The organism is Arenimonas sp. (assembly GCF_036275555.1).
GTDB lineage: Bacteria > Pseudomonadota > Gammaproteobacteria > Xanthomonadales > Xanthomonadaceae > Arenimonas.
This window is the reverse complement of record NZ_DASUDO010000037.1, coordinates 152447-175302: the sequence shown is the minus strand read 5'-3', so window position 1 is coordinate 175302 and position 22856 is coordinate 152447. Positions and strand designations below refer to the sequence as shown.

Genomic DNA, 22856 nt, shown 5'->3' with positions numbered 1-22856 from the left:
TGACCGGGCGCTAGAGCGCCCGGTGCACCGCCTCGCCGAACAGGCCGGTGTGGTGGTTGCAGTCGTTGAGCCGCACCACGTCGAGCGCGTGCGCCGATTCGCCTTCGAGCAGGTTCAGCGTGGTCGGCGCCTGGCGGAAGCTCCACATCCGCGACAGCGGCAGGCCCAGGATGCGGCACAGGATCACGCGGTTCACCGCGTCGTGGGCCACCACCAGCAGCGTGTCGTCGGCGCCGAGGCCTTCGCAGGCCCGCTGGAACGCGGGCCAGGCGCGATCGAGCACCTCGACGATCGACTCGCCGCCGGGGCCCGGCATCTGCACGGTTTCCGGCGCATCGCGCCAGGCCTTCAGGCGCACCGGGTCCTTGGCGCGGATCTCGGCGGCCAGCAGGCCTTCCCAGTCACCGTGACCGATCTCCTGCAGGCCGGGATCGAACGCGAGCGACGCCGCGCGCGCCTCGCCCAGCGCCAGTTCGGCGGTGCGGCGCGCGCGCGCCAGCGGCGAGGACACCGCGCGGGTGATCCCGACCTCGGCCAGGCGCTGGCCGAGCTTGCGGGCCTGGTCTTCGCCGATCGGCGAGAGCGCGATGTCGCGCTGGCCCTGGTAGCGGCCTTCGGCATTCCACGGCGTCTCCCCGTGGCGGGCGAGCAGGACCTTCATCAGACCTGCTCCATCGCCAGGATGCCCGGGATGCCGCGCAGCGAGGCCAGCTGCAGCGCCGGCACCTCGCGGTCCACCGTGATCGCGGCGATCGCGCCGCCGTCGCCGGTGGCGCCAAGCGAGAAGTTGACGATGTTCACGCCGGCCGCGCCCAGGTGCGAGCCGACCAGGCCGATCACGCCGGGCTTGTCCTCGTTGCGCATCAGCAGGATGTGCGCCAGCGGGTCGAAGTCGAGCTCGACGCCGTCGAGGCGCACCACGCGCGGGCCGCGGTGCAGGGTCGCCTCGATCTCGCGCAAGGTGCCGCCGCCCTCGACGCGGATGCGCAGCAGTCGGTCGAAGCCGTCGCCGTCGCCGCCCAGGGTCTCGGCCACTTCCAGCCCGCGCGCGGCGGCTTCGTGCAGCGCGTTCACCGGGGTCACGCGGCCCGAGGCCGGGCCCAGCAGCGCCGCCACCAGCAGGCGCGTCAGCGGCCGGGTGTCGAGGCCTTCGGTGCGGCCCGCGTAGGTGACCTGCAGGCGCGTGGGCGCCGGCACCAGGCGCGCGGCCAGCTTGCCCAGCGCGGTCATCAGCGGCATCCACGGGCCCACCTCGCGCGCGGTTTCCGGCGTCAGCGGCGGCAGGTTGACGCAGCCGGCCACGGCGCCGGTGGCGACGAAATCAATGATCTGCCGCGCCAGGATGGTGCTCACCGCCTGCTGCGCCTCGCCCGTGCTGGCGCCCAGGTGCGGGGTGAGGATGAGCTTGGGGTTGCCGCGAAGCGGCGAGTCCTTGGGCAGCGGCTCGGTGACGAAGGTATCGAGCGCGGCGCCCGCGAGGTGGCCTTCCTCGAGCAGGCGCAGCAGCGCCTCCTCGTCCACCAGGCCGCCGCGGGCGGCATTGATGAGGAAGGCGCCGGGCTTCATGCCGCGCAGGCGCGCTTCGTCCAGCAGGTTGGTGGTGTCCTTGGTGCGCGGGATGTGCAGCGTGATCACGTCCGCCCACGCCAGCAGGTCGGGCAGCGACATCAGCGGCACGCTGCCCTTGCCCGCGGCCGAGGCCGGCAGGAAGGGATCGTGCGCGGCCACTTCCATGCCGATGCCCTGCGCCTTGCGCGCCACGGTGGCGCCGATGCGGCCGAGGCCGATCACGCCCAGCTTCTTGCCTTCGAGCTCGAAGCCGGTGAGGCCGGCCTTGGGCCACTCGCCCGCCTTCATGCCGGCGTCGGCGCGCGGCACGTGCCGGGCCAGCGCGAACAGCAGCGACAGCGCGTGCTCGGCGGCGGCCAGGGTGTTGCCGTCGGGGGCGTTCATCACGGCGATGCCGCGGGCGGTGGCGGCATCCACGTCGATGGTGTCGACGCCGGCGCCGGCGCGGCCGATCACGCGCAGCTTGCCGGCCTGGGCCAGCGCCTCGGCCGGGACTTGGGTGGCCGAGCGCACCAGCACGGCGTCGAAGCCCTCGAGCTTGCCGGCCAGGACCTTCGGGTCCTTGATCGGATCGGAAACCTCGACCGTCCAGCCCGCCTGCTTGAACAGGGCCAGACCGTCTTCATGGATGCCATCACAGGCCAGAACGCGCATTGCCATCTCCTCGGAATCAACAGCGGTGGGAGCCCGCCCCCCCGCCCCGGACCCGGGACGCGGCGGCGGACCCGGATTCAGGCCACGGACACGCCGGCGACCGCGGGAGCGGCCGGGGGGATACGCAGGAATTCCACCGTCTGCCGGCGCACGGACGTGCGGGCAAGGAGCATCGACGCCCGGGGGCGATCGGATGGCGCGATTGCGCTGTGACCTTCAGAAAGCCGATGCGAGGCGATGCCACCGGCGTGACTGCGGGTCTGGAGACGGGGCTTCATGAGCATGGGAGTCCAGGACCAACGGCCCCACGGTACGCAATCGGGCCGGGGCTGGCAATCACCCCGGCCCCTGCCCGGCCATGACCTCTGGCCTACACCACGCTCACCCCGGATGCCCTAGTCTTCGCCGTCCGTTGCCCAAACCCCGGGGATTCCATGAACCTGCGCCAGCTCAAGCCACTCGCCCTCGCTTTCTCCATCACCGTCGCCCTGGCCGCCTGCCAGAAGGCCGAAACGCCCGCCGCCGAACCCGCGCCGGTCGCCGAAGCGCCCAAGCTCAGCGTCGACCTCTCGCAGGTCGCGCAGCAGCCGATCGCGCTGCGCGCCGACGACATCAGCCCCGAGATCCAGGCCTGCCAGGACTTCAACGGCCACGTGAACGCCAAGTGGCTCGCCGCCAACCCGGTGCCGGCCGACCGCACGACCTGGGGCGCCTTCCCGGCGCTGGGCGAGCGCTCGCTGCAGGTGCAGCACGAGATCGCCAAGGCCGCGGCCGCCGGTGACTTCCCGGAAGGCAGCATGGAGCGCAAGGTCGGCGACTTCTTCAAGGCCGGCATGGACGAGGCCGCGATCGAAGCCGCCGGCATCTCGCCGATCCAGCCGCAGCTCGACCGCATCGCCGCCATCACCAGCAACGCCGAGATCCCGGCCTACCTCGGCGAAGCCTATGCCGAAGGCAACGGCATGCTGTTCGGCTTCTACGCCATGGCCGACTACAACGACTCCAACACCAACATCGCCTACGCCACCCAGGGCGGCCTGTCGCTGCCCGAGAAGGCCTACTACCTCGAGGACCGCGAGGACTACAAGGCCGCCCGCGCCGCCTTCCTCGTCCACGTCGAGAAGCTGATGACGCTCGCCGGCGCCGACGCCGAGACCGCCAAGGCCCAGGCCCAGCAGGTGCTCGACTTCGAGACCCGCATCGCCAAGTCCTCGCTCGGCCGCGTCGAGCTGCGCGACCCGGCCACCCGCTACAACCCGGTGAGCCTGGCCGACGCCAACGCCAGCACGCCGAACTTCGACTGGACCGCGTTCTTCGCCGCGCTCGACGTCGACGCCCCGGCCAGCTTCTCGCTGGCGATGCCGGGCTTCTTCAAGGAATTCGACGCGATGCTGGCCGACGTGCCGGTGGAGCAGTGGAAGACCTGGCTGCAGTTCCGCGCCATCGACAGCGCCGCGCCCTACCTGAGCAGCGCCTTCGAGCAGGCCAACTTCGAGTTCTACCGCAAGACGCTTTCCGGCCAGCAGGAAATGCAGCCGCGCTGGAAGCGCGTGCTCGGCGCGCTCAACGGCAGCATGGGCGAAGGCTTCGGCCAGCTCTACGTCGCCCAGGCCTTCCCGCCGGAGTCCAAGGCCAAGATGGAGGCCCTGGTGCAGAACCTGATGGCCACCCTCAAGGTCCGCCTCGAGAACCTCGAGTGGATGAGCGAGGAGACCAAGGTCAAGGCGATCGAGAAGTGGTCCACCTTCACCCCGAAGGTCGGCTACCCGGACAAGTGGCGCGACTGGAGCGGCCTGCAGGTTGGCACCGACGGCTACGCGCAGAACCTGATGCGCGCCTCGGCCTTCAACTACCGCTACAACCTCGACAAGATCGGCAAGCCGGTCGACCGCAGCGAGTGGGGCATGAGCCCGCAGACGGTGAACGCGTACTACCGCTCCACCGCCAACGAGATCGTATTCCCGGCCGCGATCCTGCAGCCGCCGTTCTTCGACGTGAACGCCGACGACGCGCTCAACTACGGCGGCATCGGCGCCGTGATCGGCCATGAGATGCTGCACGGCTTCGACGACCAGGGCAGCAAGTTCGACGCGGCCGGCAACATGGCCAACTGGTGGACCGATGCCGACCGCGCCAACTTCAACGCCCGCACCGACAAGCTGGCCGAGCAGTACAGCGGCTACGAGGCGCTGCCGGGCATGAACGTCAACGGTCGCCTGGGCCTGGGCGAGAACATCGCCGACCTCGGCGGCGTCACCGTCGCCTACGACGCGCTCAAGCGCGCCCAGGGCGAGGGCTTCACCGACCCGATGGTGGACGGCTTCAGCCAGGACCAGCGCTTCTTCATGAACTGGGCCACGGTCTGGCGCATCGCGTTCACCGAGGCGCAGCTCAAGCAGCAGCTGACGGTCGGCCCGCACTCGCCGGGCATGTTCCGTGCGATCGGCGCGCCCTCCAACCTGCCGGCCTTCGCCGAAGCCTTCGGCTGCAAGGAAGGCGACAAGATGGTCCGCTCGGGCGACGACCGCGTCGTCATCTGGTAATCCCCCGCACCACGCTGCACCGAAAAGCCCGGCCCCGCGCCGGGCTTTTCGTTTCCCGCCCTGCCTCTGGCGTGCGCTTTGCGCACGAACCGCTGCACACCGGGACTTCTCGGCAGCGCCGCCGCACACTCACCCAGTACTTCTGCCCGCCGTCTTGCTAGCGCCATCCATGGCAGCAAACGTCGGCCGTTACGGGCCTCCTGCCCTTCACTTCAGAAGTATTGGGTGAGTGTGCGACGTCGCCCCGGGAGTCCGTCGCACACCGCATCGAGATCAAGAGCGAAACCGGATCAACAGCCCACGATCTCGTCATTGCTCCTGCACTTCGCTCTTGCACTTCGCCTTGGCTCTGGACTTCGAGCCGGTGTGCGGCTGACTTCCGGGGCGACGTCGCACACACACAGGGGTCTCCCGGAGTGGAGGCAGGAGGCCGGAACGGCCGACATCGGTGGTCAGGACGACGCTCCCGAGTCGGGCGGGAGACCCCTGTGTGTGGGCGGCGGCGCTGCCGGGATGCCACGCGATACCGCGGTTCGTGCGCTAGGCGCACGCGCAAGGGTGACGAGTGGCCTATGCCGGGGCGGGGGGAGGGGTCCAGAATCGCGGGGCTGGCCGCGACCGCGGCCGGCCCACTTTTCCTGATGGCCCGGACGGGCCTGGAGCTTTCCGTGAATCCTCGCAACCTCAAGCCCCTCGCCCTGGCCCTCGCGGTCGGCGTCGCCCTCGCCGCCTGCCAGAAGGCCGACGCCCCGGCCGAAACCGCCGCCGCCCCGGTCGCGCCCGCGCCCGTGGTCGACCTGGCCACCCTCAAGACTCCCGCCATCTCGCTGCAGGCCAGCGACGTGGACACCAACATCGCCGCCTGCCAGGACTTCGACGGCTTCGTGAACTCGAAGTGGCTGGCCGCCAACCCGGTGCCGTCCGACCGCACGACCTGGGGCCCGTTCGTGGTGCTGTCCGAGCGCTCGCTGGAAATCCAGCAGAAGCTGGTCGAGAACCTGGCCGCGCAGGCAGGCGCCACCGGCACCGCCAAGCTCATCGGCGACGTCTGGGCCACCGGCATGGACGAGGCCGCGGTGAACGCCGCCGGCATCGCGCCGATCCAGCCGATGCTGGATGACATCGCCGCGCTGCAGACGCCGGAGCAGATCGCCGACTTCATCGGCCGCAGCTACGCCAAGGGCCAGGGCTACCTGTTCTCGTTCGGCCCGCTGGCCGACTTCAAGGACTCGAGCCTCAACATCGCCTACGCCACCCAGGCCGGCCTGGGCCTGCCGGACCGCGACTACTACTTCGACGAGAAGCACGCCGCCGTGCGCGAGGCCTACGTCGCCCACATCGCCAAGGTGCTGGCGCTGGCCGGCGCCGACGAGGCCAGCGCGCAGGCGCAGGCCGCCGAGGTGATGGCGTTCGAGACGCGCCTGGCCAAGGTGTCGGCCTCGAGCGAGCAGCTCTCGCGCGACGTGTCGCTGTACTACAACCCGGTCAGCGTCGCCGACGCCGACGCGCTGACGCCGAACTTCAAGTGGTCGGCCTTCTTCGCCTCGCAGGGCCTCGAGGCGCCGGCGATGTTCTCGCTGGCCCAGCCTGATTTCCACAAGGAAGTGAGCACGATGCTGGCCGACGTGCCGGCCGCGACCTGGCAGGCCTACCTGCGCTTCCAGACGGTGGACGGGCTGTCGCCGTACCTGTCGGACGCCTTCGCGGAGGAGAACTTCAACTTCTACGGCAAGACCCTGCGCGGCCAGGCCGAGCAGCAGCCGCGCTGGAAGCGCGTGCTCAACACCATCAACGGCCAGATGGGCGAAGCGCTGGGCAAGGAATACGTGGACGTGGCGTTCTCGCCCGAGGCCAAGGCGCGCATGCAGGAGCTGGTGGGCAACCTCGGCACCGCGCTCAAGGCGCGCATCGAGAACCTGGAGTGGATGAGCCCGGAGACCAAGGAGCAGGCGCTGGTGAAGTGGGCTTCGTTCACGCCCAAGATCGGCTACCCGGACAAGTGGCGCGACTGGAGCGGCCTGCAGACCAGCCGCGACAGCTTCGTGGCCAACCTGATGGCCGCCGGCGAGTTCAACCACAAGTTCAACCTCGCCAAGATCGGCCAGCCGGTGGACAAGACCGAGTGGCAGATGAGCCCGCAGACGGTGAACGCCTACTACAACCCGCTGGCCAACGAGATCGTGTTCCCGGCCGCGATCCTGCAGCCGCCGTTCTTCGACCCCGAGGCCGACGACGCGGTGAACTACGGCGGCATCGGCGCCGTGATCGGCCACGAGATGATCCACGGCTACGACGACCAGGGCAGCCGCTTCGACGCCACCGGCAACTTCAAGAACTGGTGGACCGAGGCCGACATGGCCGGCTTCAAGGAGCGCACCGGCCGCCTGGTCGCGCAGTTCGACGCCTACGGCTACGGCGACGACATGAAGGTCAACGGCAACCTGACCCTGGGCGAGAACATCGCCGACCTGGGCGGCCTGGCCGTGGCCTACGACGCGCTGCAGAAGTCGCTGGAGAACAAGCGCGTGGCCGAGATCGACGGCTACTCGCCCGACCAGCGCTTCTTCATGAACTGGGCCACCGTCTGGCGCGTGAACTACAAGCCGGAAGAGCTCAAGGTGCGCCTGCAGACCGACCCGCACGCCCCGGCCCGCTTCCGCGCGATGGGCGCGCCCTCGAACCTGCCGGCCTTCGCGGCCGCCTTCGGCTGCCAGGAAGGCGACCCGATGGTGCGCAGCGGCGAGGCCAAGGTCGCCATCTGGTAAGCCCCACGCTTGCGTTGCCCAGGAAAAGCCCGGCCCCGCGCCGGGCTTTTTCTTGGGCCTGGGGTACGAAGCGCATCTTGACGCGGATTTACGCGGATGAACGCGGATAGCGCAAAGGCCGGGGGATGGGACCTTCGCCAGGGCGTTATTCCCTGCGAAAAGCCCATTCTGATTTCGCTTTATCCGCGTTCATCCGCGTAAATCCGCGTCCAAAACCGCCTTCCCCCACGCAAACCCCAGGCACCCCGCGAAAAGCTTCGGGACTGAAGTCCCTCCTACAGGGCGGGCGGCGCAGGCGGTAGAATCGCGGTCCCCCAAGTCGGAGTCCGCCATGCCCCTTCGCATGCGCCCCCTGTTCCCGTCCCTCCTGATCGCCCTGCTGGCCGCCGGCCCGGTGGCTGCCCAGCAGCGGGCCCCGCTGGCCTGCGCCGACTTCTACGGCCACGCGAACGCGGCCTGGCTGGCCCAGAACAAGCTGCCCGCCGGCGCCGCCTCGTTCAGCCGCTGGGACCAGCTCAATGCCCTGGGCGTGCAGCAGCGCGACCAGGTGCTGGCCGCGACCACCGCGCCGGCCAATGCCACCGTCTCGGTGCGCCTGGCCGACCTGTTCGCCAGCGCCGGCGACGAGGCCGCCATCGAGGCCCAGGGCATCCGCCCGATCGAGCCGATGCTGGCGATCATCAACAAGATCCGCCGCCCGCGCGACATCGCGCCGGCCATCGCCGCCCTGCACGCCGCCGGCATGCCGCTGATCGTCGACCTGCAGGTGCTGCGCGACGCCCGCGGCAACCCCTACGCCCAGGTGGGCCCGGGCGGCATGGGCCTGCCCGACCCCGGCTTCTACGGCAACGCCGACCCGCTGGTGCAGCCAGTCGAGGCGCGCTACCAGGCCGCCGTCGCCGAATGGCTGAAGCTGACCGGTTCGGCCCCAGCCAAGGCCGCCGCCGAGGCCGCCGCCGTGCTGCAGATGGAGCGCCAGCTCGCCAAGGCCACCCTGCCCGGCGTGTCCTTCACGGTGATGCCGACTGCGGAAGCCGAGAAGCTGGCCGCCGGCCTCGGGCTGAAGAACCTTCTCGCCGCGCACGGCCTGAAGGCCACCGAAGTGGCCATGACCGGTCCGGAGTTCTTCGTCGCGCTCGACCAGCTGATCGCCCGGACCAAGCCCGAACAGTGGAAGACCTACCTGCGCGCGCACATCGCCCGCGACATGGCGCCTACGCTGGGCAAGGCCTTCAACGACCCGTGGGCGCAGCTTTACGACGTCACCCTGCGCGGCCAGGACGCGCCGACGCCGCGCGCCCTGCGCGCCCGCTGGGTGCTCGAGGCGCGCGTGCCGGAACTGATCGACGCCGCCTACACCCAGCGCTTCCTGCCGGTGCCGCGCCAGCAGCGCGCCCAGGCCATCGCCGCCGCCGTGCGCGCCGCCGCCATCGAGCGCGTCGGCCAGGCCGCCTGGCTCAGCGAGGCCGGCAAGGCCAGCGCCCGCCAGCGCCTGGAGTCGATGGTCGTGCAGCTGGGCACCGAAGTGCCGGACAACGTGTTCGACGACCTGCGCTTCAGCCGCGACAACTTCGCCGGCAACGTGATCACCCTGCGCAAGTGGCTGATGAAGTACGCGCTGGTGCGCGCCCGCTTCGCCTGGCCGGCCGAGCAGTGGCAGCCGATGGTGGCCTACCTGCCGAAGGAAAACCGCCTGCTGGTCACCGCCGCCACCCTGCAGCCGCCGGTGCTCGACGATGGCGGCAGCGCCGCCGACTTCGGCAGCCTCGGTGGGCTGGTGGCGCAGCAGATGAGCCTCGCGCTCGCGTTCGAAGGCGCCGACAAGGCGGCCTGGGACAAGCGCGTCGCGCCGCTGGTGCCGCAGTACGCCGCCTACTCCGCCACCGGCGGTGCGACCCGCGTCAACGGCGCCGGCTCGCTGGCGCAGAACGCCGCCGACCTCGCCGGCCTCGAGATCGCCTGGGCCGCGCTGAACGCGCAGGGCAAGCCCGATGCCGCCGCGGCCAAGGCCTTCTTCACCGGCTGGGCCGGCCTGTGGCCGCGCCAGGACGTGGCCACCGCGCTCGCGGCGGCCCAGGCCAAGGCCATCCACGCCCCGGCCAGGTGGCGGGTGAACGGCCCACTGGCCAACCTGCCCGCCTTCGCCGAGGCCTTCGGCTGCAAGGGCCGCGTCGCGATGCAGCGGCCCGCCAAGGAGCAGGTCGCCCTCTGGCGCTGATGAACAGTTTCGCTCCCGGACAACGTTGGTTCTCGAGCGCCGAGCCTGAACTCGGGCTCGGCACGGTGCTTCGCCTCGCGGGGCGGCAGGTGCAGATCGTCTTCACCGGCACCGGCGTGGTGCGCATGTACGCCCTGGGCTCGGCGCCGCTGCTGCGCGCCGTGTTCCGGCCGGGCGAGCGCGTGCGCATCGGCGGCCAGGACAAGACCGTCGAGCGCGCCGAGCTGCGCGACGCCCTGATCCACTACACCTGCGACGGCCAGCTGCACACCGAGGGCGAGCTCGACGCCGAGCAGCCGGTGTCGCAGGCCGATTCGCGCCTGCTGTCGGGGCGCGTGGACCGCAACGACCAGTTCGAATTCCGCCGCGAATGCCTGCAGCGCCGCGCCGACGCGCGCGCGCACCCGGGCTGGGGCGTGCTGGGCGCGCGCATCGACCTGATCCCGCACCAGCTACGCGTGGCCGAGATGGCCGGCCGCCGCCGCCCGCCGCGCCTGCTGCTGGCCGACGAAGTGGGCCTGGGCAAGACCATCGAGGCCTGCCTGGTCACCGCCCAGCAGCTCGCCAGCGGCCGCGCCCGACGCGTGCTGGTGCTGGTGCCGGAAAGCCTGGTGAACCAGTGGTTCGTCGAGCTGCTGCGTCGCTTCAACCTGCCCTTCGCCATCTACGACGAAGAGCGCTGCGAATCGCTGGAGATGACCGAGCCCAAGGCGAATCCCTTCGAGGACGAGCAGTGCGTCATCGCCTCGGTGGACTGGCTGGCCAGCCACGAGAAGCGCGCGCGCCAGGCGCTGGCCGCGGGCTGGGACCTGCTGCTGGTGGACGAGGCGCACCACCTGGTGTGGACGCCGGAGTTCTCCAGCCCGGGCTACGCGCTCGTGGAAGCGCTGTCGGCGCGCACGCCGGGCCTGCTGCTGCTCACCGCGACGCCGGAGCAGCTGGGCCTGGGCGGCCACTTCGCGCGGCTGCGCCTGCTCGACCCCGCGCGCTACACCGATCTCGACGCGTTCCGCGCCGAATCGCGCGGCTACCTTGAACTCTCCGCGCTGGCCGAGCGCCTGCTCGAAGGCCAATCACTGACGACCGCGGACATGACGACGCTGTCGGGCCTGTTCCCCGGCGACGAGGCCGCGCTGGTCGCGCGCCTGGGCCGCATCGCCGCCGGCGACGACGCCGAGCGCGAGGCGCTGCTGGCCGATTTGGTCGACCGCCACGGCACCGGCCGCGCGATGGTGCGCAACCGCCGCGCCGCGGTGGGCGGTTTCCCCACGCGCCTGCCCTGGATCACCACGCTCGACGCGCCCGAAGACCCCACCGTGCTCGGCCGGCTGCGCGCCGAGTTCGCGCACGACGTCGGCGACAGCGACGACGAGCCCGGGCACGACTACGCCCGGGACCCGCGCACCGACTGGCTGCTCGGCATCCTCGAGCAGGTCGCGCCGGCCAAGGTGCTGCTGCTCTGCCGCTCGCGCGCCAAGGTGCAGGCGCTGGAGGAAGCGCTGCGCCTGCGCACCGGCCTGCAGGTCGCCCGCTTCCACGAGGACATGAACCTCCTGCAGCGCGACCGCAACGCCGCCTTCTTCGCCGACCCCGACGGCGCGCGCCTGCTGATCGCCAGCGAGATCGGCGCCGAAGGCCGCAACTTCCAGTTCGCCCAGCACCTGGTGCTGTGGGACCTGCCGCTGCACCCCGACATGCTCGAGCAACGCATCGGTCGCCTCGACCGCATTGGCCAGAAGGGCGACGTCAACCTCCACGCGGCCGCCGTCGCCGGCAGCGCGCAGGAAGTGCTGCTGCGCTGGGTGCACGAGGGCCTCGACGCCTTCCGCGGCGTGCTGGCCGACGGCCGCGAGCTGCTGCGCAGCTTCGGCGCGGAACTGCTGCAGCTGGCCGAACAGGACGCCGACGCGCGCGAGCCCGCGCTCACTGAGCTCATCGCCCGCAGCCGCGAAAAACATGCCGAACTGGCCCGCATCATCGCCGAGGGCCGCGACCGCCTGCTCGAACTCGGCAGCCGCGGCACCGACGGCGGCGAGCTGCTGGCCGCGCTGCACGGCGACGACCAGCACGCCGCGATGGACGACCACGCGCTGCGCCTGCTCGAGGCCTTCGGCGTGCACAACGAGCCGCTGGGCCCGAACCAGTGGCTGCTCGACCCCGAGCACCTCACGGTGGACGGCTTCGAAGAGCTCAAGCAGGGCCCGCGCGCCGTCACCTTCGACCGCGCCACCGCGCTGGGCCGCGACGACCTGCTCTACCTGCGCGACGACCACCCGCTGCTGCTCTCGGCCAACGAGCTGCTGGTCTCGGGCGAGACCGGCAACGCCGCCTTCCTGGTCGACGACAGCCTGCCGCCGCGCACCGTGGTGATGGAGGCCGTGAACGTGATCGAGTGCGTCGCCCCGCGCGGCCTCGACGTCGAGCGCTACCTGCCGCCGGCGCCGCTGAGCGTGGCGGTGGACACCCGCCTGCAGGTCCGACCGGACTTCGCCCCGGGCGAGCGCGCCCGGCTGCGCGCCGGCGACCGCGTCTTCGACCTCTCGCCCCAGCGCAAGGTGCTGGCCGCGCTGGTGCCGCCGATGCTCGAGCGCGCCCGCGAAGAAGCCCTGCTGCGCGCGCAGGAGCGCGTGGCCGAGGCCATGGCGAAAGCCGACGCCCTGCTTGGCGCCGAAATCGCCCGGCTCAAGGCCCTGGCCCGCGTGAACCCCGCGGTCCGCCCCGAGGAAATCAGCGCACTCGAACAGGAGCGCGAGCAGCTGCTCGCCATCCTGCCCACCGCCCGCCCCCGCCTCGACAGCCTCCGCCTCGTCGCCAGCACCGACTTCCTCCAGCTCCGCCGCTGACAAAAAAGGGGTCAGAGTAATTATTCGTTTGAAACGAATAATTACTCTGACCCCTTTTTCCCGGCTAGCGGACGAGCCTTGGACCGCGCGGGCGGAACGGCGGCTGGCCGCGCCAGTAGCGGATCACCAGCCAACCGAACAGCATGCCGCCCAGGTGCGCGAAGTGGGCGATGCCGGAATTGCTGGAGAACACGCCCATGCCCAGCTCGATCGCGCCGAACACGATCACGAAGGTGCGCGCCTTCATCGGGATCGGCGGGATCAGCAGCATCACCTGCCGGTTCGGGAACAGCATGCCGTAGGCCAGCAGCAGGCCGAACACGCCGCCCGAGGCGCCGATGGTGGGATAGACGCCCTGCCCCGTGATGCCCGAGGTCACCACCGCCAGCTGGACCAGGCCCGCACCGGCCACGCAGATGAAGAAGTAGGCCAGGAACCGGCGCGTACCCCAGGTCTGCTCCAGCGAAGCGCCGAACATGAAGAGCGCCAGGCCATTGAACAGCAAATGCGGGAAATCGCCGTGCAGGAAGCCGTAACTGACGACCTGCCACGGCAGGAACCCGACGCTGATCGGCGAGCCGTCGGCAGTGAATCCCATCGGGTGTTCGCCCAGCGGCCACAGCGCGAAGTACATCAGCAGCGGTTCGGGCAGGAAGTTCTGCAGCAGGAAGCCAATGCCAAGGGCCCAGAGCAGGCCGGCGGTAGCCGGAGGCAGTCGCATGGGGAAGTGCCGGTGGGGAGCCAGCCCGTATCATAGCGGCATGGCCCCGCCCCTTCCGTTGATCCCCGGTGACGATGCGCTCGACGCGCTGGCCGGCGTGCTGCGCGAGCGCGACTGGGCCACGCTGGCGCTGGATCCCGCCGATGCCCGGCTGCACGCGGCCGCCGATGAAGCGCGCGCGCACGCCGCGGCCGGGCGCCTGGTGCCCGCCGCCACCGGCCGCGCCGACGGCCGCCAGTTCGCCGGGCTGCGCGGCGACGCCACGCTGTGGCTCGACGACCCCGCCTGCGGCCCGGCCGCGCGCGAATTGCTGGCCTCGCTCGACGCGCTGCGCAGCGGCCTCAACCGCCGGCTGCTGCTGGGCCTGGACGAAGTCGAGGCGCACTTCGCGCACTACCCGCCCGGCGCCGGCTACGCCCGCCACCGCGACCGCTTCCGCAGCGACGATGCGCGCGTGCTGTCGCTGGTGCTCTACCTCAATCCCGACTGGCCCGACGCCGCCGGCGGCCAGCTGCGCCTGCACCTGCCCGAGGGTCCGGTGGACATCGCGCCGCGGCTGGGCACGGTGGCGATCTTCCTCAGCGCCGACGTGGACCACGAGGTGCTGCCGGCGACGCAGCCGCGCTACAGCGTCGCGGCCTGGTTCCGCCAGCGCCCGCGGGGCTGAGGCACTTCGTCAGCGCTTGCGGGCCGGCGGCGCCCACAGCATCTCGTCCAGCGTCGGCGCCGCGCGCTGCCCGCGCACCCGACCCGCCTCGACCCGCACGCCCTCGGCGCGCAGCCGCTGCACCTGCTCATCGAAGCCTTCCGAACCCTCGGGAAAAGCGATGCGCCCGTCGGAGCGCAGCACGCGGTGCCAGGGCAACCCCGGTTCGTCGCCCGCCGACAGGATCCGCGCCACCAACCGCGCCCGCCCCGGCAGGCCGGCGCGCCGCGCCACTTCGCCATAGCCGGCCACCTCGCCCGCGGGAATGGCGCGCACCGCCGCGAGGATGCGCTGGCGGGCGGCGGCGGGCGATTCGCTGGCGTTGGGCTTTGGGGCCATGGGGGTTTAGGATACCCCTCCCGCAGATTTCCACGCCGCCATGCAGAACTTCGAACAGATCCGCAGCCACCTCCAGGGCAAGTACAAGCTCACCGCCAGCGAACCCTACCTGGCCTGCGTGCAGCTCTCGCTGGACAAGGGCAAGCGGCACCAGAGCATCTTCCTGTCGGAGATGGTGGGCGAGGACGAGCGTCCCTACCTGCGGGTCAGCACCGTGATCGCGCCGATGACCGGCATCGACGCCCGCCGCATGCTGCAGTTCAACTGGCAGAGCCGCGTGGGCTACCTCGCCATCGGCGAACTCGACTCCGTGCCCTACCTGCAGCTGTGCGAAAACCGCCCCTACGACACCCTCACCGCAGCCGAGATAGACCGCCTCGTGCTGGAAATCGGCGGCCTCGGCGACCAGATGGAACGCATGCTTTCCGCCGGCGGCGACCTTCTTTAAGTGCGTTTTAGCCACAGATGAACACTGAAAAACACGGATAAAGCAAAGGGTATATGGGGTTGCGGCGTCAGTAGGAAACGTCGAAGACCAACCTTCTGTCTTTTGCCTTATCCGTGTTCATCAGTGTTCATCCGTGGCAAAAAATTCTCTACGTCACCCCCAGCCCATCGCCGTGACGCCCTTGAGGAGGAGCCAGGCGAGGCCGCCCGAGGCGGGGATGGTGAGGATCCAGGCCCAGACGATCTTCTGGATCACGGTCCACTGCAGGGCGCGCGGGTTCTTGGCCACGCCCACGCCCATGATCGCGGTCGAGATGCTGTGGGTCGTGGACACCGGCATGCCGAAGTGGGCCGCCAGCGTCAGGATCGTGGCCGAGCTGGTTTCCGCCGCGAAACCATGGATGGGATGCAGCTTCACCATCTTGTGGCCCAGCGTCTTGATGATGCGCCAGCCGCCGGCCGCGGTGCCGGCCGCCATCACGATCGCGCAGGTGACGATGATCCAGGTCTCGATGCCCTGGCTGTCGCCCGGGTGCATGAAGGCCAGCCAGCCCGGCAGGTTGTCGAGCGTGCCCGCCGCCTCGGCGCCGATCAGCGCCAGCGCAATGATGCCCATGGTCTTCTGCGCGTCGTTGGTGCCGTGGGCGAAGCCCATGTAGGCCGCCGAGACGATCTGCGACTTGCCGAACACCGCGTTGATCCAGCGCGGCCGCGAGATGCGCGCCAGCCAGCCGCCGGCGCCGTTCATGGCGCTGATGATCGCCATCAGCCCGCCCATCATCAGCAGGCCGAGGGTGAAGCCCGCCACCGGCGAGCTGATCATCGGCACGATCACTTTCCAGAAAATGCCCTGGTTCTTGGTCCAGTGCTCAGCCTCGCGGGCCCAGATCAGCGCGTCCAAGTCACCGCCGGACGCCGCCAGCGCGGCGCCGCACAGGCCGCCGATCAGCGCGTGGCTGGACGAGGACGGCAGGCCGAACCACCACGTGATCAGGTTCCAGACGATGCCGCCCATCAGGGCGCAGATGATCAGCTGGGAGGTGACCACCACCACCTGGTCGTCGATCAGGCCGGAGGAAATGGTCTTGGCCACCGCCGTGCCGGCCAGCGCGCCGATGAGGTTCATGAAGGCCGCCAGCGCCACCGCCTGGGTCGGGTTCAGGACCTTGGTGGCCACCACGGTGGCGATGGAGTTGGCGGTGTCGTGGAATCCGTTGATGTACTCGAACACCAGGGCCGTCAGGATGACGGCCAGCACCAGGATGAGCGCGGTGGTCATGGCTCAGGCGTTCTTGAGGACGACGCCGTAGATGACGTTGCCGGCGTCGCGGCAGCGGTCGATGGCCTTCTCCAGGATCTCGAACAGGTCCTTGAGGATCAGGTAGCGCATCGGGTCGGTTTCTTTGGTGTAGGTGTCGCGGTAGAGCTCGAGGATCAGGCGGTCGGCCTCGGCCTCGATGGCCTGCAGCTTGTCGTTGAGGCCCTTGGTGGTCTCGAGGTTCATGCCCTTGCGCAGCAGGCCGACCATTTCCTCGAGCACCACGCAGGCGCGCTCGAGCATGGCCGCGCGCGACACGAACTCGACGTCGCCGATGCGGTCGGAAGCCAGCATGTAGCGCTCGGCGAACTTCTCCACCACCTTGGGGATCTTGTAGAGGACGTTGCTGAGGGCTTCGATGTCCTCGCGCTCGAGCGCGGTGACGAAGGTGTTCACCAGCTCGTGGCTGATCTGGGCGGCGAGGTTCTTCTCGCGCTGGCGGGCGAGCTTGAACTTCTCCAGCGAGCGCTGGGCCGGCGGGGTGGCGAGCAGTTCGCCCAGGGCCCGGGCGCTTTCACGGGCGGCCGCGGCGCTGGCCTCGAGCAGGCCGTAGAACTTGTCGCCTTTGCCGAAGATGGTCTGGAGGGAAAACATGGATGCGGGCCCCTGGCTGGCCGGGAAGCCCCGGCCGTGGATGTCGAATGTGGCCGCAATATTACAACGGCATGACGCCCGGACGCCCGCCCCGCGGGCATCCAGCGGTCCGGGAGGCCGGGCCGGGCCGGGGCGCTGTGGCATAGTTCACCCTCCGCCCGCCCTCCCTGAACGGAATCCCGTGCCGGCCCGTCCCGGCAGCCCATGACCCTCGCCCTTGCCATCGTCCTGTTCCTGATCATCTGCAACGGCTTCTTCGCCCTGTCGGAGATGTCGGTAGTCGCCTCCCGCAAGCCCAAGCTGCGCCAGATGGCCCAGGACAGCCGCCGGGCCGAAGCCGCCCTGGCCCTGGCCGAGCACCCCGAGCGCTTCCTGTCCACCGTGCAGGTGGGCATCACCTCGATCGGCATCCTCACCGGCATGTTCGGTGGCGATGCCCTCGGCGACGGCATCGCGGCCGGGATCGAACCGCTGGGCCTGGAGCAGCTGGTCGGCGGCTGGCTGGAGCCGGTGCTGGCCTGGATGAGCGTGGACCTGGACGTGAACCAGGCCATCGGCACCGCGATGGCGGTGATCCTGATCACCTATTTCTCGATCATCCTCGGCGAGCTCGTGCCCAAGCGCATCGCCCTGCTGGCGCCCGAGAAGTTCGCCAGCGGCGTCGCGCTTCCGATGTCCTGGGTCTCGAAGATCGCCATGCCCTTCGTCTGGCTGCTGTCGCTGAGCACGCGCAGCATCCTGCGCCTGCTGCGCCTCAACCAGGGCAGCGACAACCAGGTGACGGAAGAGGAGATCCGCCTGCTGGTGGCCGAGAGCCACGAGCAGGGCGTGATCGACGCCGACGAGCGCAACATGATCAACCGCGTGCTGCGCCTGGGCGACCGCAGCAGCGCCGGCCTGATGACGCCGCGCACCCGCATCGTCTGGCTCGACGCCGCCGCCAGTACCGAGGATAACCTGGCGACGATGCGCGAGACCCCGTTCGCGCGCTACCCGGTCTACCGCGGCAGCGACGCCGACGTGCTGGGCATCCTCGAGGTGAAGTCGCTGACCGGCCTGCTCGGCGCCGGCGCCACCACCACCCCCGACCTGTTCCGCGAGCTGCGCCCGGCGCTGTTCGTGTCCGAGTCCACCCACGCCCTGAAGCTGCTGGAGATCTTCCGCGAGGAGCAGCAGACCATGGCCCTGGTGGTGGACGAGTACGGCGACATCCAGGGCATGGTCTCGGCCAACGACCTGCTGGACGCGGTGCTGGGCCGCGTGCAGGCCAGCGAATCCGAGGACGACGAGGCCCTGGTGGTCACCCGCGCCGACGGCTCGCTGCTGGTCGACGGCCGCCTTTCGACCGAGGAGCTGCGCGAGGTGCTGTCGGTGAACGCGCTGCCGGGCGAGGAAGAACACGACTATCACACCGTCGCTGGCATGGTGATCGCGCGCTTCGGACGCATCCCCCACGCCGGCGAGCTGTTCGACTGGGAAGGCTGGCGCTTCGAAGTGGTGGACCTCGACGGCGCCCGGATCGACAAGCTGCTGATTTCAAGGCTGCCGGACGCCGACGATTCCCCGGCAATTTAGGGCCGATAAAGCCGGCCCCCCACAGACTCCGGCCCCGATGAGCCCAGAAATCAGCACGCGCGCCCTGTTGCATGCCCTGGCCGAGGGGCGTGCGGGGCATTCGCTGACGCTGGGTGACCTGCTCGACCAGTTCCGGGCGCGGGCCTTCGGCGTCTTCCTGCTGATCGCGGTGCTGCCGGCCTTCGTGCCGCTGCCCATCGGCGCCGGCGCCATCAGCGGCCCGCTGGTGTCGCTGATCGGGCTGCAGCTGATGTTCCAGCTGGCCCATCCGTGGATCCCCGGCTTCCTGTCGCGGCGCGAGCTCTCGCGCGAAGGCGTCGAGAAATTCCGCAACCGCACCTCGCGCCTGCTCGGCTGGCTGGAGAAGATCAGCCGCCCGCGCGCCGAGGCGATCATCGACCATCCCGCGGCGCGCACCTTTACCGGCCTGATGCTGGTGCTGCTCGGCGGCCTGCTGGCGCTGCCGCTGCCGGCCACCAACTATCCCTTCGGCCTGATCCTGCTGGCCTTCGCCATTGCCCTGATCGAGCGCGACGGCCGGCTGATGCTGGCCGCGTGGGCGCTGGGCCTGGCCGAGCTGGTGGTGGTGGGCTTCTTCTCCGGGCAGATCGCCACCTGGGTGGGCGACCTGTTCCGCTGATTACTCGCGGAACCGGCGCTGCATCTCGGACGCCGGCATCGGCCGGCCCAGCCAGAAGCCCTGGCCCTGGTCGCAGCCACGCTCGCGCAGCACTTCGTACTGGCCTTCGGCCTCGATGCCCTCGGCGACCACGGTGATGCCGAGCGAATGCGCCATCGCGATGATGGCCGAGGTCAGCGCCAGGTCGTCGGGATCGCGCAGCACGTCGGCGACGAAACTGCGGTCGATCTTGACGCCGTCCACCGGCACCCGGCGCAGGTGGCTCAGCCCCGAGAAGCCGGTGCCGAAATCATCCAGCCACACCTTGACGCCGGTCGCGCGCAGGCGCGACAGCAGCGCGCTGGCCTGCACCTCGTCGCCGAGCACGGCGGTCTCGGTGAGCTCCAGGTGCAGCTGCTTGGGCAGCACGCCGGTGGCGGCCAGCGCGCTGGCCACCACATCGGGCAGGTCGCCGGTGCGCAGCTGGCGCGGCGAGATGTTCACCGACACGAACGGCGGCTCCATGCCCGGCTGCGACCACGCGGCCGCATCCTGGCAGGCCTGCACCAGCACGTGCCGGCCCAGCGATTCGATCAAGCCGCTCTGCTCGGCCACTTCGATGAACACCGACGGCGGCACCACGCCCAGGCGCGGATGCTGCCAGCGGCACAGCGCCTCGGCGCCCATCAGGCGGCGATCGGCCAGGCGGTAGATCGGCTGGTAGTGCAGGCTGAGCTCGCCGCGCTCCCAGGCGCCGCGCAGCTCTTCCTCGAGCTGCACCCGGCGCTCGACGGCCTGGTCCATGGCCTTGGAGTAGAAGCGGTAGCAGCCCTTGCCCGCGACCTTGGCCTGGTACATGGCGATGTCGGCGTTCTTGAGCAGCTGGCCGGCGCTGGCGGCGTCGAACGGGAACAGGGTGATGCCCACCGACGCGCCCAGGAACACCTGGCGGCCGCGCAGCACCAGCGGCCGCTGGATCTCCTCGATCAGCGACTCGGCCAGGTGGCCGGAGCTGGCGCGGATGTCCTCGGCCATGAACAGCACGATGAATTCGTCGCCGCCGAAGCGCGCGATCTCGGCGCCGACCCCGCCCAGGCGTTCGACCGCCATCCGGATGCGCATCGACAGCTGGCCCAGCACCTCGTCGCCGGCCTCGTGGCCCAGGGTGTCGTTGACGCGCTTGAAGTCGTCGAGGTCGACGAACAGCAGGGCGAGCTCGCCGCTGCTGGCCTGCAGCGTCAGCAGGCGGTCGTCCAGCGCCTCGCGGAAGGCCAGTCGGTTCGACAGGCCGGTCAGCGAGTCGGTGTAGGCCATGCGGCGGATGTCGCGGTCGTGGCGCGCCACCGACTCGCTCATGCGCGCGAAGGCACGCACCAGTTCGCCGATTTCGTCCTGGCGGTCCGACGAGACCCTGACGTCGGCGTAGCGGCCCTGCTCGATGCGCGCGGCGGCTTCGGCCAGGCCGCTGATCGGCGTCACGATGCGCCGCTGCAGCAGGCCCATCGCGCTCACGCCCATCGCCACCAGCGCCGCCATCAGCGCCAGGATCCAGCCGAGGTGCTCGTTGCTGGCCGCCTGCAGGCGCTCGGCCAGCGGCTCGAGCATTTCCGCCTCGCGGCGGTTGGCGCTTTCGCGCGAGAGGCCGACGCGGACGCCGCCGATGCGCTCGCCGCCGATGCGGATCGGGCTGGCCACGTCGAGCAGCTTGTCGCTCCACTGCCCGTGCACGCCCTCGGCGTTGAGCGCCTCGTAGGCCATCGGGTCGGACATCGGCTGGCCGAAGGCCGGGATGTCGCCGGAGCCGTCGTGCACCACCTGGCCTTCGGCGTCGTGGATGACCACGTACACCACGTCGGGCTGGCGCAGCGTGGCGCGGGCCAGTTCGCCCAGCTTGGCGAGGTCGAGGTAATAGAGGGGATTGGTCGCCGCGTCGGCGAGCTGGCTCGACAGCGTCTGGCCGCGGCCGAGCAGGCCCTCGCGCGCGAGTTCGCGCATGGCGCTGGCGCTGAGCTCGCGGGCGTCGCGGCTGCTGGCCTTCTCGTGCAGCCACAGCGCCGCCACCAGCGCGGCGATGACCAGCATCACGCCGCACATGATCAGCAGCAGTTCACCGCGCAGGCCGAGCTTCACGGGCGGCTTCATTCCAGCGCCTCGCGGATCTCGCGGGCGCCGCGGCGCAAGTTGTCGAGGCGGGCCTGGGTGGCGGCATCGGCCTCGTAGAAGCCGGTGGTGCGGAAGAACTGGCGCAGTGCGTCGCGCGCCTGCGGATCGGTGCTGGCGCCGAGCAGGACTTCCTTGAGCCTCGCCTCTACGGCCGGCGACATGTTGCCGTTGACCAGTTCCATCGCGCGCGGCACCGGGTCGGTGGTGTGGATCACCACCAGGTCGCGCCGGAACGCCTCGGACACGCGCTGCAGCTGGTCCCAGTCCTGGTCGCTGAAGCCGCCGGCGTCCACCAGGCGCTTGTGCACCCAGGCGGCCAGGTTGGCGTCGGTGTTGGCGAACACGTAGCCGACGCTGCCGGGCTCGCGGCCCTCGAGCGGCGACACCATCAGGCCCATCGGCAGCCGGCGCTCGCGCAGGGCCAGGGCCGGCACCAGGTAGGCGCTGGTGGAGGACGGCGACTGGAAGGCGATGGTCTTGCCCAGCAGCTGGTCGATTTCGGTGATGCCGCTGTCGCGGCGCACGAACACCACGCTGCGGTACTCGCGGGCGCCGCTGCGTTCGGTCAGCAGCAGCGGGCGGGCGCCGGCGCGATCGGCCAGCAGCAGTCCGGTGCCCGGGGTCTCGGTGACCCAGTCGACCTTGCCGCGGCGCAGGTAGCTCATCATCTGCTGCGGATCGCGGGCCATCAGCACCCGGCCCTCGGTGATGCCGACGGTGCGCATGCGCGGAACGACGTAGTCGAGCAGCGGCTTGAGCTGTTCGTGGTGGCGGCGGGGATCGTCGCTGATGCGGCCCAGCACCAGCACGCCGTCGGCCGCGGCGGACGGGCCGGCCAGCAGCAGGATCAACAGGAACAGCAGACGCCGGGCGCCGGACTTCTTGCGGGGTGGCTTGGGCGTCACTTCGGGCTCGGGGCGGCTGGACTACTGGGGGCCTACTCTATTCGCCCCACGGCGACCGCGCTAGGCGGCCCCGCCCCGGGCCAGCCGGGCCATGCGCTGGGCCTCGGCCAGGATGCCGCGCAGGATCTTGACCTCGCGCGCGTCGAGGCCGGCCCGCAGGTAAAGACGGCGCAGGCGCGACATCACCATCTCGGGCGGCTTGCCCTTGTGGAAGTCGATGTCGTGCAGGGCCTGGTCGAGGTGCCGGAAATAGCCCTCGAGTTCGTCGGCGGTGGCCGGCGGCTCGACGTCCGGCGGCGGCATCGGCCGGCCCGAAGCCAGGGCCTCCCCGGCCCGCGCCAGCACGGCCAGCCGCAGCTCGTAGGACAGCACCTGCACGGCGGCCGCGAGATTGAGCGAGCTGAAGCCCGGGTCGGTGGGGATGCCGACCGTGTAGTGGCAGCGCTGCAGCTCGGCGTTCTCCAGCCCGGTGCGCTCGCGGCCGAACAGCAGGGCCACCGGGCCCCGGCTTACGGCCTCGACCAGTTTTTCGGCCGCCTCGCGCGGCGTCAGTTCCGGCAGCGGCACGTGCCGGCGGCGGGCGCTGGTGCCCAGCACCAGGTGGCAGCCGGCCAGGGCGCCGTCGAGGTCCGGGTGCACCGGGGCCGCGGCCAGCAGGTCGTCGGCGCCGGCGGCCAGGGTGTTGGCCTCGGGGTCGGGGAAGCGCTCGGGGGCGACCAGGTGCAGGGCCGACAGGCCCATGGTCTTCATGGCGCGCGCGGCCGAGCCGATGTTGCCCGGATGCTGGGTGCCGACCAGCACGATGCGGAGTTTGGGAAGGCCGTCGATCATGGTTTTAGAGGCCCCGTTCAGGGCAACCTGTTATCCTTTGCGCCGC

17 protein-coding genes are annotated in these 22856 nt (G+C 70.6%); 8 read left to right on the top strand and 9 right to left on the bottom strand.

Annotated elements, in window-relative coordinates; all coding sequences use genetic code 11:
• Positions 1 to 10: 10 nt before the first annotated feature.
• Positions 11 to 661, bottom strand: coding sequence for a histidine phosphatase family protein (locus tag VFV21_RS10060; protein ID WP_329669287.1), 651 nt, complete (start codon positions 659 to 661; stop codon positions 11 to 13).
• Entirely contained in the window at positions 661 to 2223 is a 1563-nt protein-coding gene (serA, locus tag VFV21_RS10055; RefSeq protein WP_329669286.1) for a phosphoglycerate dehydrogenase, read from the bottom strand. Before serA ends, VFV21_RS10060 begins: the two co-directional genes overlap by 1 nt.
• Positions 2224 to 2657: 434 nt before the next feature.
• Between serA and VFV21_RS10050 the strand changes: the two genes are divergently transcribed.
• The 4 genes from VFV21_RS10050 (at position 2658) to rapA (ending at position 12592) form a co-directional block, all read left to right on the top strand.
• Positions 2658 to 4766: a M13 family metallopeptidase gene (locus tag VFV21_RS10050; protein ID WP_329669285.1), complete on the top strand. Its 2109-nt coding sequence runs from the start codon at positions 2658 to 2660 to the stop codon at positions 4764 to 4766.
• 641 nt (positions 4767 to 5407) lie between these two features.
• Positions 5408 to 7531 carry a M13 family metallopeptidase gene (locus VFV21_RS10045; RefSeq protein ID WP_414638542.1) on the top strand — a complete coding sequence of 708 codons (2124 nt, stop codon included), beginning with the start codon at positions 5408 to 5410 and terminating at the stop codon, positions 7529 to 7531.
• A gap of 331 nt (positions 7532 to 7862) precedes the next feature.
• Positions 7863 to 9749 carry a M13 family metallopeptidase gene (locus VFV21_RS10040; RefSeq protein WP_329669283.1) on the top strand — a complete coding sequence of 629 codons (1887 nt, stop codon included), beginning with the start codon at positions 7863 to 7865 and terminating at the stop codon, positions 9747 to 9749.
• Complete coding sequence (rapA, locus tag VFV21_RS10035; protein ID WP_329669282.1) at positions 9749 to 12592, top strand: RNA polymerase-associated protein RapA; 2844 nt, start codon at positions 9749 to 9751, stop codon at positions 12590 to 12592. The genes VFV21_RS10040 and rapA overlap by 1 nt, the downstream gene beginning before the upstream one ends.
• A gap of 64 nt (positions 12593 to 12656) precedes the next feature.
• On the opposite strand, the gene VFV21_RS10030 is transcribed toward rapA, so the two are convergent.
• On the bottom strand, positions 12657 to 13313 hold the full coding sequence (locus tag VFV21_RS10030; RefSeq protein ID WP_329669281.1) for a rhomboid family intramembrane serine protease: 657 nt from the start codon (positions 13311 to 13313) through the stop codon (positions 12657 to 12659).
• Positions 13314 to 13353: 40 nt separating this feature from the next.
• Here VFV21_RS10030 and VFV21_RS10025 point away from each other — a divergent pair, with 40 nt between their 5' ends.
• Positions 13354 to 13980: a 2OG-Fe(II) oxygenase gene (locus VFV21_RS10025; RefSeq protein WP_329669280.1), complete on the top strand. Its 627-nt coding sequence runs from the start codon at positions 13354 to 13356 to the stop codon at positions 13978 to 13980.
• Positions 13981 to 13989: 9 nt separating this feature from the next.
• Here VFV21_RS10025 and VFV21_RS10020 read toward each other — a convergent pair whose 3' ends face one another.
• A complete protein-coding gene (locus tag VFV21_RS10020; protein WP_329669279.1) occupies positions 13990 to 14358 on the bottom strand; it encodes an MGMT family protein in 369 nt (122 codons plus the stop codon).
• A gap of 40 nt (positions 14359 to 14398) precedes the next feature.
• Here VFV21_RS10020 and VFV21_RS10015 point away from each other — a divergent pair, with 40 nt between their 5' ends.
• A complete protein-coding gene (locus VFV21_RS10015) occupies positions 14399 to 14806 on the top strand; it encodes a hypothetical protein (protein WP_034215446.1) in 408 nt (135 codons plus the stop codon).
• A gap of 153 nt (positions 14807 to 14959) precedes the next feature.
• Here the strand turns inward: VFV21_RS10015 and VFV21_RS10010 are convergent, their stop codons facing one another.
• Positions 14960 to 16084, bottom strand: coding sequence for an inorganic phosphate transporter (locus tag VFV21_RS10010; protein WP_329669278.1), 1125 nt, complete (start codon positions 16082 to 16084; stop codon positions 14960 to 14962).
• A gap of 3 nt (positions 16085 to 16087) precedes the next feature.
• On the bottom strand, positions 16088 to 16717 hold the full coding sequence (locus VFV21_RS10005) for a pit accessory protein (RefSeq protein ID WP_329669277.1): 630 nt from the start codon (positions 16715 to 16717) through the stop codon (positions 16088 to 16090).
• A 204-nt stretch (positions 16718 to 16921) separates the two neighbouring features.
• Between VFV21_RS10005 and VFV21_RS10000 the strand changes: the two genes are divergently transcribed.
• Both VFV21_RS10000 and VFV21_RS09995 read left to right on the top strand, forming a co-directional pair.
• Positions 16922 to 18292, top strand: coding sequence for a hemolysin family protein (locus VFV21_RS10000; RefSeq protein WP_329669276.1), 1371 nt, complete (start codon positions 16922 to 16924; stop codon positions 18290 to 18292).
• Positions 18293 to 18329: 37 nt separating this feature from the next.
• Complete coding sequence (locus tag VFV21_RS09995) at positions 18330 to 18932, top strand: exopolysaccharide biosynthesis protein (protein ID WP_329669275.1); 603 nt, start codon at positions 18330 to 18332, stop codon at positions 18930 to 18932.
• On the opposite strand, the gene VFV21_RS09990 is transcribed toward VFV21_RS09995, so the two are convergent.
• Genes VFV21_RS09990 through VFV21_RS09980 form a run of 3 tightly spaced genes read right to left on the bottom strand, consistent with a single transcriptional unit; the run spans position 18933 to position 22810 of the window.
• The gene (locus tag VFV21_RS09990) at positions 18933 to 21053 is read right to left on the bottom strand and encodes a putative bifunctional diguanylate cyclase/phosphodiesterase (protein ID WP_329669274.1); all 2121 of its coding nucleotides are present in this window, start codon (positions 21051 to 21053) and stop codon (positions 18933 to 18935) included.
• Positions 21050 to 21979 (bottom strand): phosphate/phosphite/phosphonate ABC transporter substrate-binding protein, encoded by a 930-nt coding sequence (locus VFV21_RS09985; RefSeq protein WP_329669273.1) that lies wholly within the window; start codon positions 21977 to 21979, stop codon positions 21050 to 21052. Before VFV21_RS09985 ends, VFV21_RS09990 begins: the two co-directional genes overlap by 4 nt.
• 60 nt (positions 21980 to 22039) lie before the next feature.
• Positions 22040 to 22810, bottom strand: a complete 771-nt coding sequence (locus VFV21_RS09980; RefSeq protein ID WP_329669272.1) for an RNA methyltransferase — start codon at positions 22808 to 22810, stop codon at positions 22040 to 22042.
• Between the last annotated feature and the right edge of the window lie 46 nt (positions 22811 to 22856).

What these genes read in the sequence shown, in the direction of transcription:
- VFV21_RS10000 (WP_329669276.1), top strand. Translation starts at nt 16,922, where the DNA reads ATGACCCTCGCCCTTGCCATCGTCCTGTTCCTGATCATCTGCAACGGC.
- VFV21_RS10050 (WP_329669285.1), top strand. Translation starts at nt 2,658, where the DNA reads ATGAACCTGCGCCAGCTCAAGCCACTCGCCCTCGCTTTCTCCATCACC.
- VFV21_RS09980 (WP_329669272.1), bottom strand. Translation starts at nt 22,810, where the DNA reads ATGATCGACGGCCTTCCCAAACTCCGCATCGTGCTGGTCGGCACCCAG.
- VFV21_RS10030 (WP_329669281.1), bottom strand. Translation starts at nt 13,313, where the DNA reads ATGCGACTGCCTCCGGCTACCGCCGGCCTGCTCTGGGCCCTTGGCATT.
- VFV21_RS10045 (WP_414638542.1), top strand. Translation starts at nt 5,408, where the DNA reads ATGGCCCGGACGGGCCTGGAGCTTTCCGTGAATCCTCGCAACCTCAAG.
- VFV21_RS09990 (WP_329669274.1), bottom strand. Translation starts at nt 21,053, where the DNA reads ATGAAGCCGCCCGTGAAGCTCGGCCTGCGCGGTGAACTGCTGCTGATC.
- VFV21_RS10060 (WP_329669287.1), bottom strand. Translation starts at nt 661, where the DNA reads ATGAAGGTCCTGCTCGCCCGCCACGGGGAGACGCCGTGGAATGCCGAA.
- VFV21_RS09995 (WP_329669275.1), top strand. Translation starts at nt 18,330, where the DNA reads ATGAGCCCAGAAATCAGCACGCGCGCCCTGTTGCATGCCCTGGCCGAG.
- serA (WP_329669286.1), bottom strand. Translation starts at nt 2,223, where the DNA reads ATGCGCGTTCTGGCCTGTGATGGCATCCATGAAGACGGTCTGGCCCTG.
- rapA (WP_329669282.1), top strand. Translation starts at nt 9,749, where the DNA reads ATGAACAGTTTCGCTCCCGGACAACGTTGGTTCTCGAGCGCCGAGCCT.
- VFV21_RS10040 (WP_329669283.1), top strand. Translation starts at nt 7,863, where the DNA reads ATGCCCCTTCGCATGCGCCCCCTGTTCCCGTCCCTCCTGATCGCCCTG.
- VFV21_RS10010 (WP_329669278.1), bottom strand. Translation starts at nt 16,084, where the DNA reads ATGACCACCGCGCTCATCCTGGTGCTGGCCGTCATCCTGACGGCCCTG.
- VFV21_RS10025 (WP_329669280.1), top strand. Translation starts at nt 13,354, where the DNA reads ATGGCCCCGCCCCTTCCGTTGATCCCCGGTGACGATGCGCTCGACGCG.
- VFV21_RS10005 (WP_329669277.1), bottom strand. Translation starts at nt 16,717, where the DNA reads ATGTTTTCCCTCCAGACCATCTTCGGCAAAGGCGACAAGTTCTACGGC.
- VFV21_RS10015 (WP_034215446.1), top strand. Translation starts at nt 14,399, where the DNA reads ATGCAGAACTTCGAACAGATCCGCAGCCACCTCCAGGGCAAGTACAAG.
- VFV21_RS10020 (WP_329669279.1), bottom strand. Translation starts at nt 14,358, where the DNA reads ATGGCCCCAAAGCCCAACGCCAGCGAATCGCCCGCCGCCGCCCGCCAG.